General features: G+C 60.7%; 19 protein-coding genes and 1 other RNA gene. 9 read left to right on the top strand and 11 right to left on the bottom strand.

The genetic code is table 11. From position 1 onward, the window contains the following. Positions 1 to 20: 20 nt before the first annotated feature. From LOY35_RS27005 to LOY35_RS26990, 4 genes are read right to left on the bottom strand one after another with little or no spacing between them, the layout of a single operon-like run. Entirely contained in the window at positions 21 to 758 is a 738-nt protein-coding gene (locus tag LOY35_RS27005) for an amino acid ABC transporter ATP-binding protein (protein WP_258629125.1), read from the bottom strand. Continuing rightward, positions 745 to 1,395: an amino acid ABC transporter permease gene (locus LOY35_RS27000; RefSeq protein ID WP_258629124.1), complete on the bottom strand. Its 651-nt coding sequence runs from the start codon at positions 1,393 to 1,395 to the stop codon at positions 745 to 747. The genes LOY35_RS27005 and LOY35_RS27000 overlap by 14 nt, the downstream gene beginning before the upstream one ends. Beyond that, entirely contained in the window at positions 1,392 to 2,072 is a 681-nt protein-coding gene (locus tag LOY35_RS26995; RefSeq protein ID WP_258629122.1) for an amino acid ABC transporter permease, read from the bottom strand. The genes LOY35_RS27000 and LOY35_RS26995 overlap by 4 nt, the downstream gene beginning before the upstream one ends. 22 nt (positions 2,073 to 2,094) lie before the next feature. Further along, the gene (locus LOY35_RS26990; RefSeq protein WP_258629121.1) at positions 2,095 to 2,880 is read right to left on the bottom strand and encodes a transporter substrate-binding domain-containing protein; all 786 of its coding nucleotides are present in this window, start codon (positions 2,878 to 2,880) and stop codon (positions 2,095 to 2,097) included. A gap of 254 nt (positions 2,881 to 3,134) precedes the next feature. On the opposite strand from LOY35_RS26990, the gene LOY35_RS26985 reads away from it, so the two are divergent. The 7 genes from LOY35_RS26985 to LOY35_RS26955 all read left to right on the top strand — a co-directional run bounded on the left by LOY35_RS26985 (position 3,135) and on the right by LOY35_RS26955 (position 11,380). Next, entirely contained in the window at positions 3,135 to 3,842 is a 708-nt protein-coding gene (locus tag LOY35_RS26985) for a FadR/GntR family transcriptional regulator (protein WP_258629120.1), read from the top strand. Between the two features lie 121 nt (positions 3,843 to 3,963). Further along, positions 3,964 to 4,293: a thioredoxin TrxA gene (gene trxA, locus LOY35_RS26980; protein ID WP_003206727.1), complete on the top strand. Its 330-nt coding sequence runs from the start codon at positions 3,964 to 3,966 to the stop codon at positions 4,291 to 4,293. A 240-nt stretch (positions 4,294 to 4,533) separates the two neighbouring features. Further along, a complete protein-coding gene (gene rho, locus LOY35_RS26975) occupies positions 4,534 to 5,793 on the top strand; it encodes a transcription termination factor Rho (RefSeq protein WP_003206716.1) in 1,260 nt (419 codons plus the stop codon). A 157-nt stretch (positions 5,794 to 5,950) separates the two neighbouring features. Beyond that, the gene (locus tag LOY35_RS26970) at positions 5,951 to 7,906 is read left to right on the top strand and encodes an acyltransferase family protein (RefSeq protein ID WP_258629119.1); all 1,956 of its coding nucleotides are present in this window, start codon (positions 5,951 to 5,953) and stop codon (positions 7,904 to 7,906) included. A 78-nt stretch (positions 7,907 to 7,984) separates the two neighbouring features. Continuing rightward, positions 7,985 to 9,451 carry a 4-hydroxy-3-polyprenylbenzoate decarboxylase gene (ubiD, locus tag LOY35_RS26965; RefSeq protein WP_258629117.1) on the top strand — a complete coding sequence of 489 codons (1,467 nt, stop codon included), beginning with the start codon at positions 7,985 to 7,987 and terminating at the stop codon, positions 9,449 to 9,451. Continuing rightward, the gene (locus LOY35_RS26960) at positions 9,451 to 10,419 is read left to right on the top strand and encodes a CDP-6-deoxy-delta-3,4-glucoseen reductase (protein ID WP_258629116.1); all 969 of its coding nucleotides are present in this window, start codon (positions 9,451 to 9,453) and stop codon (positions 10,417 to 10,419) included. The genes ubiD and LOY35_RS26960 overlap by 1 nt, the downstream gene beginning before the upstream one ends. A 292-nt stretch (positions 10,420 to 10,711) precedes the next feature. Beyond that, a complete protein-coding gene (locus tag LOY35_RS26955; RefSeq protein ID WP_258629114.1) occupies positions 10,712 to 11,380 on the top strand; it encodes a gamma-glutamylcyclotransferase in 669 nt (222 codons plus the stop codon). On the opposite strand, the gene glpT is transcribed toward LOY35_RS26955, so the two are convergent. Next, positions 11,356 to 12,705, bottom strand: coding sequence for a glycerol-3-phosphate transporter (gene glpT, locus LOY35_RS26950; RefSeq protein ID WP_258629108.1), 1,350 nt, complete (start codon positions 12,703 to 12,705; stop codon positions 11,356 to 11,358). The two genes, LOY35_RS26955 and glpT, sit on opposite strands and share 25 nt — an antisense overlap. Before the next feature lie 234 nt (positions 12,706 to 12,939). Beyond that, positions 12,940 to 13,917, bottom strand: a complete 978-nt coding sequence (locus LOY35_RS26945; RefSeq protein ID WP_258629105.1) for an NADPH:quinone oxidoreductase family protein — start codon at positions 13,915 to 13,917, stop codon at positions 12,940 to 12,942. A 151-nt stretch (positions 13,918 to 14,068) separates the two neighbouring features. Between LOY35_RS26945 and LOY35_RS26940 the strand changes: the two genes are divergently transcribed. Continuing rightward, on the top strand, positions 14,069 to 14,485 hold the full coding sequence (locus LOY35_RS26940) for a flagellar basal body-associated protein FliL (RefSeq protein WP_258629103.1): 417 nt from the start codon (positions 14,069 to 14,071) through the stop codon (positions 14,483 to 14,485). A 124-nt stretch (positions 14,486 to 14,609) separates the two neighbouring features. On the opposite strand, the gene LOY35_RS26935 is transcribed toward LOY35_RS26940, so the two are convergent. Then, on the bottom strand, positions 14,610 to 15,062 hold the full coding sequence (locus tag LOY35_RS26935; RefSeq protein ID WP_258629102.1) for an EVE domain-containing protein: 453 nt from the start codon (positions 15,060 to 15,062) through the stop codon (positions 14,610 to 14,612). Positions 15,063 to 15,257: 195 nt separating this feature from the next. On the opposite strand from LOY35_RS26935, the gene LOY35_RS26930 reads away from it, so the two are divergent. Continuing rightward, positions 15,258 to 15,404 carry a hypothetical protein gene (locus LOY35_RS26930; RefSeq protein ID WP_258629100.1) on the top strand — a complete coding sequence of 49 codons (147 nt, stop codon included), beginning with the start codon at positions 15,258 to 15,260 and terminating at the stop codon, positions 15,402 to 15,404. Positions 15,405 to 15,439: 35 nt separating this feature from the next. On the opposite strand, the gene LOY35_RS26925 is transcribed toward LOY35_RS26930, so the two are convergent. The 4 genes from LOY35_RS26925 to LOY35_RS26910 form a co-directional block, all read right to left on the bottom strand. Next, entirely contained in the window at positions 15,440 to 16,045 is a 606-nt protein-coding gene (locus tag LOY35_RS26925; RefSeq protein ID WP_258629097.1) for a 5-formyltetrahydrofolate cyclo-ligase, read from the bottom strand. Positions 16,046 to 16,162: 117 nt separating this feature from the next. Next, a non-coding RNA gene (gene ssrS / locus LOY35_RS26920) (6S RNA) lies at positions 16,163 to 16,342 on the bottom strand. A 30-nt stretch (positions 16,343 to 16,372) separates the two neighbouring features. Beyond that, positions 16,373 to 16,690, bottom strand: a complete 318-nt coding sequence (locus LOY35_RS26915) for a cell division protein ZapA (RefSeq protein WP_024780504.1) — start codon at positions 16,688 to 16,690, stop codon at positions 16,373 to 16,375. Next, complete coding sequence (locus tag LOY35_RS26910; protein WP_003177365.1) at positions 16,687 to 16,896, bottom strand: TIGR02449 family protein; 210 nt, start codon at positions 16,894 to 16,896, stop codon at positions 16,687 to 16,689. The genes LOY35_RS26915 and LOY35_RS26910 overlap by 4 nt, the downstream gene beginning before the upstream one ends. Between the last annotated feature and the right edge of the window lie 79 nt (positions 16,897 to 16,975).

The raw sequence follows: 16,975 nt of genomic DNA, 5'->3' as shown, positions 1-16,975 counted from the left end.
GGACCTGACGGCGCGGATTTTCAGACAGCAGGCTCGATCATTCCGATAAAATTCGCCAGTTCGGCCGTCTTCGGAGCGGCAAACAGCACCTTGGGATCCCCCACCTCATGCACCTTGCCCTGGTGCATGAACACCAGTTTGTCCCCCACCTCGCGGGCGAAGCGCATCTCGTGGGTGACCATGATCAGCGTCATGCCTTCCTTGGCCAGTTGCCGCACCACGCCGAGCACTTCATTGACCAGCTCCGGGTCCAGGGCCGAGGTGATCTCGTCGCAGAGCAGTACCTTGGGTGACATCGCCAGGGCCCGGGCAATCGCCACCCGTTGCTGCTGGCCGCCGGACAAGCGGTCCGGGAAAGCGTCGAATTTTTCACCGAGCCCGACCCGCTCCAGCATCTCCCGCGCCAGTTCGCTCGCCTTGGCCTTGGATACTTTTTGTACAACCTGCGGCGCGAGCATCACGTTTTCGCCAACGGTCAGGTGTGGGAAGAGGTTGAATTGCTGGAACACCATCCCGACTTTCTGCCGCAGGCTGCGCAGATCGGCGCGAGCGGCATCGAGGTACTCGCCGTCCACTTCGATCACGCCATCGTTGATCGACTCCAGGCCATTGAGCGTGCGCAACAAGGTGGACTTGCCCGAGCCGCTGCGACCGATGATCGCGACCACCTGGCCTTCTTCGACGGTCAGGTCGATGCCTTTGAGCACGTGATGATCGCCGTAGTATTTGTGCAGGGCGGTAATTCTAAGCAGAGGCATGCAGTCTCCTTTCCAGGTAGCGTGCGCTGAGGGACAAGGGGTAGCAAAGGAGGAAATAGCCGAGGGCAACCAGGCCATAGACCATGAAGGGTTCGAATGTGGCGTTGGCGAGCATGCCGCCGGTCTTGGTGAGCTCGGTGAAGCCGATGATCGAGGTGACAGCCGTGCCCTTGACCACTTGCACCGAGAAGCCCACGGTCGGCGCCACGGCGATGCGCAGGGCCTGGGGCAGGATCACGTAGCGCAATTGCTCCAGCCGGTTCAGCGCCAGGCTCGAGGACGCCTCCCATTGGCCATTGGAGATCGCTTCGACGCAACCGCGCCAGATCTCCGCCAGGTAGGCGCTGGTAAACAGCGTCAGGGCAATGGCTGCGGCCATCCACGGCGAAATCTCCACCCCGGCCAGGGCCACGCCAAAGAACACCAGGAACAGCTGCATCAACAACGGTGTGCCCTGGAACAACTCGATATAGGTGCGGGCGACGTGGCGGGGCAGGGGGGCTCTGGCGATGCGCATCACCATGACCAGCAAACCGATCACGCCGCCACCGATAAACGCCACCAGCGACAGCGCGAGGGTCCATTGCAGGCCCGTGAGCAGGTTGCGCACCACGTCCCAGAAAGTGAAGTCGCTCATTGGTCGCTCCTGGCGCTGCTCTTGTACAGGCAGCGACGGCCCACCCAGTTCAGTAACTGGCGGATCAACAACGCCATGCACAGATAGATCAGTGTGGTCAGTGCATAGGTTTCAAAGGCGCGGAAATTGCGCGATTGAATGAAGTTGGCGGCAAAACTCAACTCTTCGGTGGCGATCTGCGCACAGACCGCCGAGCCGAGCATGACGATGATGATCTGACTGCTCAAGGCCGGCCAGACCTTGCCCAGCGCCGGCAGCAGCACCACGTGACGAAAGGCTTCGAAACGACTCATCGCCAGGGCCGCGGCGGCTTCCAACTGCCCGTGGGGGACAGCCTGGATGCCGGCGCGGATGATTTCGGTGGAGTAGGCGCCGAGGTTGATCACCATGGCCAGGACCGCCGCCTGCCATTCGGAAATCTGCACGCCCAGGGACGGCAGGCCGAAAAAGATGAAAAACAGCTGCACCAGGAACGGTGTGTTGCGGATCAGCTCCACGTACACCCCGAACATCGCCGCGAACGGGCGGATCTTCCACGCCCGCACCACGGCGCCGACGATGCCCAGGCCGATCCCGAGCAACGCGCCGATGGCCGTCAGTTCCAAGGTGAACAGCGCACCGCGCAACAGCAGCTCGGTGTTTTGCATCACCGGCAGAAAATCGAACTGATAAGCCATGCTCAGCCTCTCAAAATGGCGGTCAGAGATCGGCCGGCAGCGGCTGCTTGAGCCAGGTCTGGGCGTTTTTCTCCAGGCTGCCATCGGTCTTGGCCGTGGCGAGGATCCGGTTGACCTTGTCCAGCAGCGCGGGCTCGTTCTTGTTCACGCCGACGTACACCGGCGAGTCCTTGAGTTTCACTTTCAGCGCCGGGACACGCTTGGGGTTGCGCTCGCTGATGGCGACCATCACCACGTTGCCGCTGGCGATCAGGTCCACCTGGCCGGCGAGATAGGCCGCGATGGTCGAGTTATTGTCTTCGAAGCGCTTGATGGTGGTGCCTTCCGGGGCGACCTTGGTCAGCTCGATGTCTTCGATGGCGCCCCGGGTGACGCTGACGGTCTTGCCCTTGAGGTCGTCCAGGCCATTGATGGCGGCCTCGGGCGGGCCGAACACGGCGAGGTAGAACGGTGCGTAGGCGCTGGAAAAATCGATGACCTTCTCGCGCTCCGGGTTCTTGCCCAGGCTGGAGATCACCAGGTCGACCTTGCCGGTGGTCAGGAACGGGATGCGATTGGTGCTGTTGACCGGGGTCAGCTCAAGTTTGACCTTGAGCTGGTCGGCCAGCAGCTTCGCGGTATCGATGTCCAGGCCGCGGGGCTTCATGTCCGGGCCTACCGAGCCGAACGGCGGGAAGTCCTGGGGCACCGCGACTTTGAGGGTGCCGCGCTTGACCACGTCCTCCAGCCCGTCGGCATGGGCGGGCAACTGGCAGAGCATCAGGCTGGCAAACAGAACGGTGAGCAGGGCGCTGCAACGCTGGATCATGGCGAATCTCCGCGGTCGATGATGTGATTGCTGCGTTCGGACAGAGCACAGGCCATGCCAACGCGCTTTCAAACCCTGCGAGGCCACGGATTTGCTGGCGGGGTTCGGTCTGACTGGTCTGAACAGTTGGGGCGCGTTTCGCACCTTTATCGGGCGTCGGTATTTGCTGTCGAACCCTGCTGGGGCACGACTTGCCGGGCGCGGCGAATAGCTTTACAACTAGCCGCTCACTGGCTCGATATACCCGAAAAAACATGAATTCCATCTCTCGTGCGGTTCCCGAAGTGGCCTTGCAAGGCATCCGCAAACTGATCGCCGATGAAGGCTTCGGTCCGGGGGATGCGCTGCCGTCGCAACGGGACCTGGCGCTGCAGCTGGGCGTGAGTCGGGCGTCGTTGCGTGAGGCCCTGTCGTCATTGAGCGCGTTGGGGATGATCAGCGTGCAGCCGGGCAAAGGAGTATTCGTGCAATCGTCAGTGGAGGTTTCGCGGGGTGAGCCGACACCGGGCTGGCCGTTCGCGGCCCAGGTCTCGCCACTGGATATCTTCCAGCTGCGCTATGCCCTGGAAGGCTTCGCGGCCGGAATGGCGGCGATGACGCTGAGCCCCGATGAGCTCGATGTGCTGGGAGACAACGTCGAGGCCATGCGCCGGGAGCTGAAATCAGGGGACTTCGACGCGGCGGCGCGGCTCGATTTCGAGTTTCATCGGCGAATCCTGCAGGCCGGCGGCAACCAGGCAATGCTGAACATCCTCACCGCCAGCGCCGAGATATTCCTGGAGAGCCAGAAGTTGCCGTTCATCAGGGCGCAAAGGGCCCTGGAAACCTGGCAGGAGCATCGAAAAATCCTGCGGGCGCTGTCCCGGCGTGCCTCGGGCTCCGCCCAGAAAGCCATGCAGGACCACGTCCGTAACGCTGCACTGCGCACCGGAATCTGCTTCGTCACCCCGGCCACCCCATGACCCGGGTCATGTCCAAATGCGTCCGGCGCCATAGCGAGACTCAATCAACAGTGACTTCCTGAACCCGGGAAGGGCAGCTATGATGGGCCACGTTTTTTTGCTGACAACCCCGGAGATTTCCATGAGCAGCGATCTGATCAAACACGTTAGCGACGCTAGCTTCGAGGCTGACGTACTCAAGGCCGAAGGCGCTGTACTGGTGGACTATTGGGCTGAGTGGTGCGGTCCGTGCAAGATGATCGCTCCGGTCCTGGACGAAATTGCCGAGACCTACAAGGGCAAGCTGACCGTCGCCAAGCTGAACATCGACGAAAACCAGGAAACCCCGGCCAAGCACGGCGTGCGTGGTATTCCGACGCTGATGCTGTTCAAGAACGGCAACGTCGAGGCCACCAAGGTCGGTGCGCTGTCGAAGTCGCAACTGGCTGCTTTCCTCGACGCCAACATCTAAGCGCCGAATGCCGTTGAAAAAGCCCCGCCAATCGCGGGGCTTTTTCGTTATTCGGGGCTAGACGCTCGCAAATCCAGGTGGTACATTCGGCCCCGCACTGGTTTCTCCATTGCCCCCTGCAAGCCGTCGCCGACGCACTCCTTTCGAATAAGTACGCGATCCTGTCGCCTTCTCCGCGGCGCGGCCTCATTAAGCCAAAAGCTTAATTTCCCCCTCCATAAATGATTACGTCATTCCTATATGAATCTGACTGAACTCAAGCAAAAGCCGATTACCGAACTGCTCGAATTGGCCGAACAGATGGGCATAGAAAATATGGCCCGTTCGCGCAAGCAGGACGTGATTTTCTCCCTGCTCAAGAAGCACGCGAAGAGCGGCGAGGAAATCTCCGGTGATGGCGTGCTGGAGATTCTCCAGGACGGCTTCGGCTTCCTCCGTTCCGCGGACGCTTCCTACCTCGCCGGCCCGGACGATATCTACGTCTCGCCGAGCCAGATCCGTCGCTTCAACTTGCGCACCGGTGACACCATCGTTGGCAAGATCCGCCCTCCGAAGGAAGGCGAGCGTTATTTCGCGCTGCTCAAGGTCGACACGATCAACTTCGATCGTCCGGAAAACGCGAAGAACAAGATTCTTTTCGAAAACCTGACCCCGCTGTTCCCGACCGTGCGCATGAAGATGGAAGCCGGTAACGGTTCCACCGAAGACCTCACCGGTCGTGTCATCGACCTGTGTGCCCCTATCGGCAAAGGCCAGCGCGGTCTGATCGTGGCGCCGCCGAAAGCCGGCAAGACGATCATGCTGCAGAACATCGCGGCCAACATCGCCCGCAACAATCCTGAAGTTCATCTGATCGTGCTGCTGATCGACGAGCGTCCGGAAGAAGTGACGGAGATGCAGCGTACCGTGCGCGGCGAAGTGGTCGCCTCGACGTTCGACGAGCCGCCGACCCGCCACGTGCAGGTTGCCGAAATGGTGATCGAGAAGGCCAAGCGCCTGGTCGAGCACAAGAAGGACGTGGTCATCCTGCTGGACTCCATCACCCGTCTGGCCCGTGCCTACAACACCGTGATCCCGAGCTCCGGCAAGGTACTGACCGGTGGTGTCGATGCCCACGCCCTGGAGAAGCCGAAGCGTTTCTTCGGCGCCGCGCGCAACATCGAAGAAGGCGGCTCGCTGACCATCATCGCCACCGCACTGGTTGAAACCGGTTCGAAGATGGACGAAGTGATCTACGAGGAATTCAAGGGTACCGGCAACATGGAACTGCCCCTGGACCGTCGCATTGCCGAGAAGCGCGTGTTCCCGGCCATCAACATCAACCGCTCCGGCACTCGCCGTGAGGAGCTGCTGACGGCCGATGACGAGCTGCAGCGCATGTGGATCCTGCGCAAGCTGCTGCATCCGATGGACGAAGTGGCTGCCATCGAGTTCCTGGTCGACAAGTTGAAGACGACCAAGACCAACGATGAGTTCTTCTTGTCGATGAAGCGTAAGTAACACGAAGTTAGCGCAAGCGACACAAAGTTAGACTGTTAAAAAAGGGCGTCTCGAAGAGGCGCTCTTTTTTTTTCAAAAAATTGTATCGAAATGCACAACTTCCTTAGGTCGTAAGTGTCCGTGTTCATCATGGGTCTTCAAAGCGACAAGGAGCGTTATGCATACGTTTGGCAACCGCCGCGACATTGATGGCTTGAGGGCGCTGGCCGTTATTCCGGTAGTTCTGTTTCACTTCGGTTTTGGCGCATTCAGTGGCGGTTTCGTCGGCGTCGATGTCTTCTTCGTCATTTCCGGGTTCCTGATCACCAGCATCCTGTTTCGCGAGATCAGTGCGCAGCGTTTCAGCTTCGTCGATTTCTGGGCGCGTCGGGCGCGACGTATCCTCCCGGCCTTGAGCGTGGTGCTGCTGGCTTCGTTGGCCGTGGGCTGGTTGCTGTTGACGGCCAAGGACTTTTCAGAGCTTGGCAGGACGGTTCGTTATCAATCGCTGTTTATCTCAAACATCCTGTTCATGCGTGAAGATGGCTATTTCGCGCCTGCCTCGGATTTGAAGCCGCTGCTTCACACTTGGTCCCTGGCTGTTGAAGAACAGTACTACATCTTTTTTCCATTGCTGATGGTGCTGCTGATGCGCCATGTTCGCCATTGGCGTTGGATGCTGTTTGCCCTGCTGCTGATTTCTTTCGGGCTGAATATCGCTTACATCGACCGCAAGCCTGACGTCGCTTTCTTCTCGCTGCCGACCCGCGCCTGGGAGCTTTTATGCGGGGCGATGCTCGCGGTCCTGCCTGCGCCCAGACGCGCTGTTCAACCGTGGGTCTGCCAATTCGTCGCCGTGGCTGGGTTGGCGGCGGTGCTGGCAGCGGTTTTCACCTTCGACGAAACAACGGTGTTTCCAGGCTGGGCCGCTTTATTTCCTGTGCTCGGTGCCACGGCGTTGATCTGGTCGGGCGCTCGGTGTTCAACCTGGGTCGCTCAGGTGTTAAGTACCAGGGCTCTGGTCTGGGTTGGTTTGCTTTCCTATTCCTTTTACCTGTGGCATTGGCCGGTCTACGTCTATGCCAACGCCATCTCCATCGACGGAATCCAGCCCTGGGAGGCGGCGGGCTGGATTCTGCTGGCACTGGTTCTTGCCTGGCTGAGTTGGCATTTCGTTGAGCTTCCGTTCCGTGAGAAACGCTTGCTGGCCGGACGCAAGCCAGTGTTGGTGGGAGGGCTGCTGGCCATGACCGCCCTGGCTGTAACGGGTTCGGTGGTGCGGTCGGCGGATGGTTTTCCTCAGCGCCTTACCGGTAAAGCAATGGAGTACGCGCAGGCACGGGAGTGGCGAGCGGGGCAGATGGAGTGCATGTTGGTGACTTCAGACAAACGTCTGGACAAGGCATGCCTGCTGGGCGGGCACAAGGACGCCCCGGCGACCCGGCTGTTCTGGGGCGACAGCCACGCTGCGGCGCTGTTGCCGGCGATTGAAAGTAGCATCGCGCACGGTAGTGGCCCGGTCTGGCTTTACAGCATGAGCGCCTGCCCGCCAATTCTCAGCGATGACCCGAGGCCGCGTTGCAAGGATTTCAACGAGCGGACCATGGAGCAGGTTCGTCACCTGAAGATCAAGGACGTGGTGCTGGCATCCAACTGGAGCCTTTATGTCTACGGTCGTGAGGACGGCGACAAGAAGGTGTTGCTCGATCCCCGCGACAATACCGCCGAAGCCGAGGCGCGCATGGCCGCAGCGCTCAAGGCACGCGTCGCAGCAATCAGGGCGACGGGTGCGCAAGTCTGGTTGTTCAAGGAGGTGCCATTGCAGCGTAAGGGTGCCATCGGCCGACTGACGAGCCTGGCGCGGATAGGGCGTTCAGCCGAGGGGCTGGGCCGCCCGATCTCGGAACACCTGGCACGCCAACATTTCCTGAGCGCTTTGTTCGACTCGATGAAGGCAGCCGACCCCGGGGTACATGTCATCGACCCTACGCCGTTGATGTGCTCGGATCGGGTCTGCCCAATCGAGGCCAATGGTTACTCGCAATACCGGGATGAAGATCATTTGTCAGACCTCGGTAGCACTCGCCTGGGACCGTTGTTTGCTCCGCTGCTGCTGGGTACGGCTGATAATTGACCGCTCTGCGCATGCGCGGGCTGCTGTTCGGGCGCTGGAGCAGGTAGGATGTACGCCTATTTTCGGGGTGGCATCTCAATGAAATTCAAGGATCTTCGGGATTTCGTGCAGCAGCTTGAGCAGCGCGGCGAGTTGAAACGCATCCAGGTTCCCATCTCTCCCGTGCTGGAGATGACGGAAGTCTGCGACCGCACGTTGCGGGCCAAAGGCCCGGCGTTACTGTTCGAGAACCCAACGGGCTATGACATACCGGTGCTGGGCAACCTGTTCGGCACGCCGGAGCGCGTGGCCATGGGCATGGGCGCCGAGTCGGTCGACGAGCTGCGCGAGATCGGCAAGTTGCTGGCGTTCCTCAAGGAGCCCGAGCCACCCAAGGGCCTGAAGGACGCCTGGTCCAAATTGCCGATTTTCCGCAAGATCATTTCCATGGCGCCGAAAGTCGTCAAGGACGCGATCTGCCAGGAGGTGGTGATCGAGGGTGATGATGTCGACCTCGCGATGCTCCCGGTGCAGACCTGCTGGCCGGGCGATGTGGGGCCGCTGATCACCTGGGGCCTGACCGTCACCAAAGGCCCGAACAAGGATCGCCAGAACCTCGGTATCTATCGCCAGCAGGTGATTGGTCGCAACAAGGTCATCATGCGTTGGCTGAGCCACCGCGGCGGTGCGCTGGACTATCGTGAGTGGTGCGAAAAACACCCCGGCCAGCCCTTCCCGGTGTCCGTGGCCCTGGGCGCGGACCCGGCGACTATTCTCGGGGCGGTCACGCCAGTGCCGGACAGCCTCTCCGAATACGCCTTCGCCGGCCTGCTGCGTGGCAACCGCACCGAATTGGTGAAGTGCCGCGGCAACGACCTGCAAGTCCCGGCCACCGCCGAGATCATCCTCGAGGGTGTGATCCATCCGGGTGAAATGGCCGATGAAGGTCCCTACGGCGACCACACCGGCTACTACAACGAAGTCGACAGCTTCCCGGTGTTCACCGTCGAGCGCATCACCCATCGGATCAAACCGATCTACCACAGCACCTATACCGGCCGTCCGCCCGATGAGCCGGCCATCCTCGGTGTGGCGCTGAACGAAGTGTTCGTGCCGATCCTGCAAAAGCAATTCCCGGAGATCACCGACTTCTACCTGCCGCCGGAAGGTTGCTCGTACCGCATGGCCGTGGTGACCATGAAGAAGTCGTATCCAGGGCACGCCAAGCGGGTGATGCTGGGTGTCTGGTCGTTTCTGCGACAGTTCATGTACACCAAGTTCGTTATCGTCACTGACGACGATATCAATGCACGGGACTGGAACGACGTGATCTGGGCCATCACCACGCGCATGGATCCCAAGCGCGACACGGTGATGATCGACAACACGCCGATCGACTACCTCGACTTCGCTTCGCCGGTCTCCGGCCTGGGGTCGAAGATGGGGCTCGATGCCACGCATAAATGGCCCGGAGAAACCACCCGTGAGTGGGGCCGGGTCATCGTCAAGGATGAAGCCGTTACTCAACGGATCGATGCCATTTGGAATCAGTTAGGAATAGATTGATGCGTGTGACCTTGCAGCCATCCGGTGCGGTGCTGGAGATACGGCCCGCCGAGCGAATTCTCGATGGTGCGCGGCGCCTGGGCTATGAGTGCCCGCAAAGCTGCCGCAACGGCAACTGCCATGTCTGTGGCGCGTTGCTGGTGGAAGGCCGCGTGGAGCAGGCTGGCGACGTGCGTGATCACGGAGAGATCTTCACCTGCATCGCCGAGCCCCTGGAGGACTGTGTGGTGTTGTGGGACGGGGTGTTGGCGCCGGGCGAGTTGCCGGTGCGTCGCTTGGCGTGCCAAGTCATTGGTTGTGTCGATGTGGGTGGCGATGTCTGGCGGGTCAGCCTGCGTGCGCCGGCGGGCAAGCCGCCGCGCTATCACGCTGGGCAGTATCTGATGATCGAGCGGGAGAATGGCGATAAGTCGGCATTCTCCCTGGCGTCGGCGCCGCATTCGGGGCGCGATCTGCAATTGCACGTGCTGGTGCGCGAAAACAGTGCGAAGGCGCTGCTGGAGCAACTGCAGCGCAACCCCAACGTTCATGTCGAAATGCCTTTTGGCGATACTCACTTGTCCGAATTGCCCGACGGCCCCTTGGTGTTGATCGCCGCCGGTACCGGCATGGCGCAGATGCACAGCCTGATCGAGCACTGCCGGGCAGAAGGCTTCAAGCATCCGGTGCATCTCTATTGGGGCGTGCGGCGGCCGGACGATTTCTATGAAATCGAGCATTGGGACGAGTGGAAGAAACTGCCGAACCTGTTCCTGCACAAGGTCGTCAGCGACTTGTGTGGCTGGGAAGGGCGCTGCGGGATGCTCCACGAAGCGGTTTGCGAAGACATCAGTGACCTCTCTGGCGTGCACGTCTACGCCAGCGGTTCGCCGGCCATGATCTACGCCACCCTCGACGCACTGGTGGAAGCCGGGATGGACGCCCACCAGATGCGCGCCGACGTGTTTGCCTACGCGCCTCGCGGCTGAGCCTTGATCTTGAACGATTCTGGATGATGCTTTTTTGTGGCGAGGGGATTTATCCCCGCTGGGCTGCGTAGCAGCCCAAACGGTCCGTCTGGGACACCGAGGTGTCAGGTTTGAGGGCCGCTTCGCGCCCCAGCGGGGCGGTGCGACGTTTCGATAAATCCCCTCGCCACAGGGATTTTCCAGTGTCATGGGGGGACTGGCATCCAACTTGCCTGGGATCTGGCAAGCGTCAGGCCCATGACGCGGGCCAATCCATTTCCCGATCCTCGCGAGGAGCCTTCCGCTACCGGCCATGACCGCTATCGAAACCGCCATTAGCTGCGCCCTGTATCCGCCACGACTCGACCTGGGCGCGCAACTGACCCGAGAACAATTGCTCGCTTCGATGCAATCGACCATGCGTCTTCACCAAGGCGGTCCGGTCTGGCTGTTCGCCTATGGTTCATTGATCTGGCGGCCGGAATGCACGGCAGTGGAGCGGATACGTGGGCGGGTCCACGGTTATCATCGCGGTTTGTACCTGTGGTCCCATGAGCATCGCGGCACGCCGGAGTTGCCGGGGCTGGTGTTCGGGCTGGATCGCGGCGGCTCATGCAGCGGTTTTGCCTACCGATTGCCGGAGGAGAATCTCGAGGACTCGTTGTTTGCCTTGTGGCAACGGGAGATGCCGGTTCCGTCCTATCGTCCGCACTGGCTCAGTTGCCGGCTTGAGAACGGCAACCGCGTGCAGGCCTTGGGCTTTGTGCTGGAGCGACACCTGCCCAGCTACGCCGGCAACCTGCCGGACCATGTGCTGAGCCAGGTGTTCGAAAGTGCCTGCGGGCGTTTCGGCACGACTCGCGATTATGTCGAGCAGACCATTCACGCCCTGCGTAGCCACGCCATGCCGGATCGGAATCTGGAGGCGCGGCTCAAGCGTTGCAGATCAACCCTCGATCAGGCCACCGCTTCGCGGCTCTGACTGCTGACTTGCTTGTGCCCCAGGGTTGGCGCGAGGAACGCCATGGCCAGCAGGCATGCGGCGATCAGCAGGATGAAGCCACCGTTCCAGCCGAAATAGTCCACCGTGTAGCCCATCAGGGCACTGGCCGCGACTGAACCGCCCAGGTAACCGAACAGGCCGGTAAAACCGGCAGCCGTACCGGCCGCTTTCTTGGGTACCAATTCCAGCGCCTGCAGGCCCACCAGCATCACCGGGCCATAGATCAGGAAGCCGATCGCGAACAACGAGATCATGTCGACCATCGGGTTGCCCGGTGGATTCAGCCAGTACACCAGGGTTGCGACCGTCACCAGCGCCATGAACACCATACCCGTCAGGCCACGGTTGCCACGGAAGATCTTGTCCGACATCCAGCCGCACAGCAGCGTGCCCGGGATCCCTGCCCATTCGTACAGGAAGTAAGCCCAGGACGTCTTGTCGAAGTCGAAGTGCTTGACCTCTTTAAGATAGGTCGGCGCCCAGTCCAGGATGCCGTAGCGCAGCAAATAGACGAAGACGTTGGCCAGTGCGATGAACCAGAGCATTTTGTTGCGCAGCACGTATTTGACGAAGATTTCCTTGGCGCTGAATTCGTTCTCGTGGCTGGCGTCGTAACCTTCCGGGTAATCGTTCTTGTATTTCTCGATGGGCGGCAACCCCGTTGATTGCGGGGTATCGCGCATGACAATGAAGGCAAATACAGCCACCAGCAGGGCTACGGCGGCCGGCACGTAGAACTTGCTGTGCCAGTCGTTGAACCACCCCATGCCGAGGATCGCCAACGGGCCGATCAGGCCGCCGCCGACGTTATGCGCGGTGTTCCATACCGAAACCACTCCGCCGCGTTCTTTCTGCGACCACCAGTGCACCATGGTTCGCCCGCTCGGTGGCCAACCCATGCCTTGCGCCCAGCCGTTGATAAACAACAGGATGAACATGATAGTCACGCTGGACGTCGCCCACGGTGCGAAACCGAACACGAACATCACCGCGGCGGACATCACCAGGCCAAAGGGCAGGAAGTAGCGAGGGTTGGAACGGTCGGACACGATGCCCATCAGAAACTTGGAAAGACCGTAGGCGATCGCAATCGCCGACACCGCCACGCCGAGCTGGCCCTTTGTATAGCCTTGGGCGATGAGGTCTGGAAATGCCAGGGTGAAGTTCTTGCGCAGCAGGTAGTAACCCGCATACCCAATGAAAATCCCGGCGAAAATCTGCCAGCGAAGGCGTCGGTAGGTGCTGTCTATTTTTTCTTCAGGCAGGGGTGCCTGGTGTGCGGCAGGGCGAAAGAAAGCAAACATTCAAGGACTCCGGATTCTTGTTATGACTGCGAATGCGAATATTACAGTTTCGTTACCGAAAATAGCATCGCTTGTTTTGCTCTGCACAGGGGAAATGTTGCCGGAAGGATGTTCATAAACGAACGCGTCGCCCAGGTATAAGTTGACGACGTTGTGGGTCTCGGTGCTGCAAGCGTTTCGATGCCATGGCAGTCGCGGCCTGACGCCATTGGCGTCCGGGCCGCATCGATGCAGTCAACGCACCTGCACAACCACCTTTCCCACAGCCTTGCGCTGGCCGAGGTCATTGATCGCCTGGGCGGCGTTGTCCAGTGGATACAACTGCGAGACCAGCGGCTTGAGCCTGCCCTCGGCGAACCAGACGAACAATTGCTGGAAGTTGGCGGCGTTGTCCTGGGGCTGGCGCTGGGCAAAGGAGCCCCAGAACACACCCACCACGGCAGCGCCTTTGAGCAGGGCCAGGTTCACCGGCAATTCGGGGATGCGGCCGCTGGCGAAACCGACCACCAGCAGCCGGCCATTCCAGGCGATGCAGCGGATGGCCTGGTCGAACAGATCGCCGCCCACCGGATCGTAGATGACATCGGCGCCCTGGCCGTCGGTGAGGCGCTTGATCTCGTCCTTGAGGCTGGTTTCGCTGTAGTTGATCAATTCGTCGGCGCCGGCGGCCTTGGCCACGGCGAGTTTTTCCGCGCTGCTGGCGGCGGCGATCACCCGCGCGCCCATGGCCTTGCCGATCTCCACCGCCGCCAGGCCCACGCCGCCGGAGGCGCCGAGCACCAGCAGGGTTTCACCAGGTTGCAGATTGGCCCGCTGCTTGAGGGCGTGCATCGATGTACCGTAGGTCATGCTGAAGGCTGCGGCAGTGTTGAAGTCCATGGACGCCGGGATCGGCAACACGTTGTAGCCCGGCACCGCGACCTGTTCGGCAAAGCTGCCCCAACCGGTCAGTGCCATCACCCGGTCACCGACCTTGAGGTGACTGATCTTTTCGCCCACTTCCCTCACAACCCCCGCCGCTTCTCCGCCGGGAGAAAACGGGAAGGGCGGCTTGAATTGATACTTGCCCTCGATGATCAGCGTGTCAGGGAAGTTCACCCCGGCGGCATGCACGTCCAGCAGCACTTCGTTCATCTTCGCGACGGGGCTGGCGACGTCTTCCAGCACCAGCGATTCGGCGGGGCCGAATTCTTTGCACAGCACGGCTTTCATCAGGGCTATTCCTTTGGGAGTGATGGCCGATAAGTGTAGGTGTGAGAGTCAACGGGTCAACGAGCATGCCCCGCCCTGATAGCCGGCCATAAGCTTGTGCTTGGACGGCGGGTCGGTATGCTGGGCCGCAAAACCGGATGAGGAGTCGAATGTGAAAGCGTGGATCGTGTTGATGCTGGCCTTGTCGCTGCCTGCGGCAGTGATGGCCGAAGAGGCCAAGGAAGCAAAAGAAGGTGAGGCGCCGAAGGTCAGCTACATCACCCTGAGCCCGCCCTTCGTGGGCAACTATGGTCTGGATGGCACGGCGAAACTGAAGGTCTACAAGGCCGACGTGGCCCTGCGCGTGACCGGCGATGCCGCTGCAGCGGCGGTGAAGGCCAATGAACCGCTGATTCGCAACCAATTGGTTGCGCTGTTCGCCCAGCAGAGCAGCGAGACAATGAACAACCTTGAAGCCAAGGAGAAGTTGCGCCAGGAAGCGTTGAAGCAGACCCAGCAAGTGATGAACGACGAGACCGGCAAGCCGATGGTCGATGATCTGTTGTTCAACAACCTGATCATCCAGTAAGTCTTGTGCTGTCTGGGCGGGCCTCATCGCGAGCAGGCTCGCTCCGACACTGGATCTCCACTCGATGAAGACCCCTGTGGGAGCGAGCCTGCTCGCGATAGCGGACTGAGGGGCGCCGATAGCGCTACGACTTCAACGCCATTACCGCTGCCCATTGCTCCGCCGTCACCGGCATCACCGACAGCCGTGAGCCCTTCTGCACCAGCGGCATTTCGGCCAGGGCGGTTTGCTGTTTGAGATAGTCGAGTTTCAGTACGCGGGGAAAGGTTTCGACATGGGCGACATCGATCGCGCTCCAGGGGTTCTTATCCGGACTGGCCTTCGGGTCGAAGTAGTGGCTGTCGGGCTCGAGCGCCGTCGGGTCCGGGTAGGCCGCCCGGACGATCTGTCCGATTCCGGCAATGCCCGGCTCCGGACAGCTGGAGTGGTAGAAAAAGAAGGAATCGCCTTGCGTCATGGCCCGCAGGAAATTGCGCGCCTGGTAGTTTCGGACCCCGTCCCAGCGTGCCTGGCCGAGCTTTTCCAGGTCCTGGATGGACAGTTCGTCGGGTTCGGATTTCATCAGCCAATAGGCCATGACGTCTACTCCTGCGCAATGTGCTAAAAATAGTTCAGCGATTTTATGACAAACCGACGGTCGGTTGACGCCAGCGTTTGCGTGGCGGTCAAGGTTGTCGCAAAATGCCGGCCTTCCAAGCTTGACGCTGCTGCACGGCCAAATAAGAAAACCGCTGCTGTCATCGTGTGTGATATGCCTTGAGGGGGGCAATCGATGAAACGCAAACCGGATTTGTTGTGGGTTCTGGTCATTCTGTTCGGTCTGGGTGTCGTGACCACGGGTTACGCCCAAAGTCTATGGTCCAACAAGACCGAGGCGCCGATGGACATCACCCAATCTGCGCCACCGCTTAAACGCTGAATCTGTCTGCCAGGCGCCGCTGGGTTTCGCGGCGCCTACCCTGCGATATACCAATGCCTGTCACTGACCGTTCCTTGCAACGGTACATCCCAGCTCGCCTGCGCCAGTCTTTCGACTTTCTGGCATTCATGGGCCAGCCCCAGCAACATTGGCTTGCGCCATAGCTTGCGTCGCGCCAGGTACGCCAGGCTGCGGTCATAGAACCCGCCTCCCATGCCCAATCGGCCGCCCACATCGTCGAACCCCACCAGCGGCAGCAACACCAGGTCCAATGCCCAGACCTTGCGTTGCCGGGCGACATCGATCCGTGGTTCGAGGATACGAAAACGATTGGGGTGCAGTTGTTCCCCGGGGCGGATGCGCTGGAAAACCATCTTGGTCCGCGGCCATGGGCTGAGCACCGGCAGGTAAGTGGCCTTGCCCCGGCGCTGGGCGGCGCGCAGCAGCAGGCGAGGGTCGATCTCGCCGTCGTTGGGCAGGTACAGGGCAATGTGCCTGGCGCGGCGAAACATTGGGTGCTGGGCCAGTTGCCGGTAGAGCCCTTGGGCGGCTTGTCGTTGTTGGGCGGGCGTCAGGGCGCGACGGGCCTGGCGCAGCAGGCGTCGAAGTTGGGGGCGGGGCAGCAACGCGGGTTCGGACATGGTCGATGCTTCGAGTCTGGCTTGGATGACACAGCGTAACCGCAAATGTTGCCGCCAGAAATGCCTGTGCCAGACACGACAATGCCAGTCCTTGAGACTGGCATTGTCTGGAAAATCAGGCTCCCCGGATGAACCGCTGCCGGCTTAGCCCTTGAACCCGAGAGTTCAAGGTGGAAGTTGCAGGAGGCGTTAAGGCTTTCCGTCAAGCGGACATGCACACCGGCCCCAACGTGCAACCCCCGTGGTTGTGCGTATCGGCTCAGGGACATCACCAACTGGCAAGCACCCCAGGGAGTGACGCAAGTATACCCCAGGCAGCTTCGCGAATCAGCCCTTGCTGACGTCCGGGTCGGTGGCCAGCACCAGATCCACCCGTTCCAGCAGGTCGCGCACCTGTTCACGGGTCGATCCGCTGACCTGCACGTCCGGCGTATCCTGGCGATGCAGCAGGTCGTGGGTAATGTTCAAGGCGGCCATCACGGCGATACGGTCGGCGCCGATGACTTTGCCGCTGCTGCGGATCTCGCGCATCTTGCCATCCAGGTAACGGGCGGCGCTCACCAGGTTGCTGCGCTCTTCCTGGGGGCAGATGATCGAATATTCTTTGTCGAGGATCTGCACGGTAACGCTATTGCTTGAACTCATGAGTCTTGCTCCAGGGCCTTGAGGCGCGAAATCATCGATTCGACCTTACGCCGGGCGATTTCGTTTTTTTCAATGAGGTGAGCGCGTTCCTCGCGCCAGGTTTTTTCCTGAGCTAATAAGAGTCCGTTCTGGCTCTTTAGTTGCTCGACCCGGTCAATTAGCAATTCGAGTCTGGCCATCAGCGCTTGCAGGTCGGTGTCTTCCATTGTGTCCACTGAAGATTGTGTCTGATGGGGAGGTGTGTCGCACAGCCTCTGATAGTCTTGGCGAGTCTGTCGATGTAGG

Origin of the sequence: Pseudomonas sp. B21-028, from assembly GCF_024749045.1 — a bacterium.
Lineage (GTDB): Bacteria > Pseudomonadota > Gammaproteobacteria > Pseudomonadales > Pseudomonadaceae > Aquipseudomonas.
Note: the sequence above shows the minus strand (reverse complement) of the source record. Positions and strands in the feature narration are given on the sequence as shown.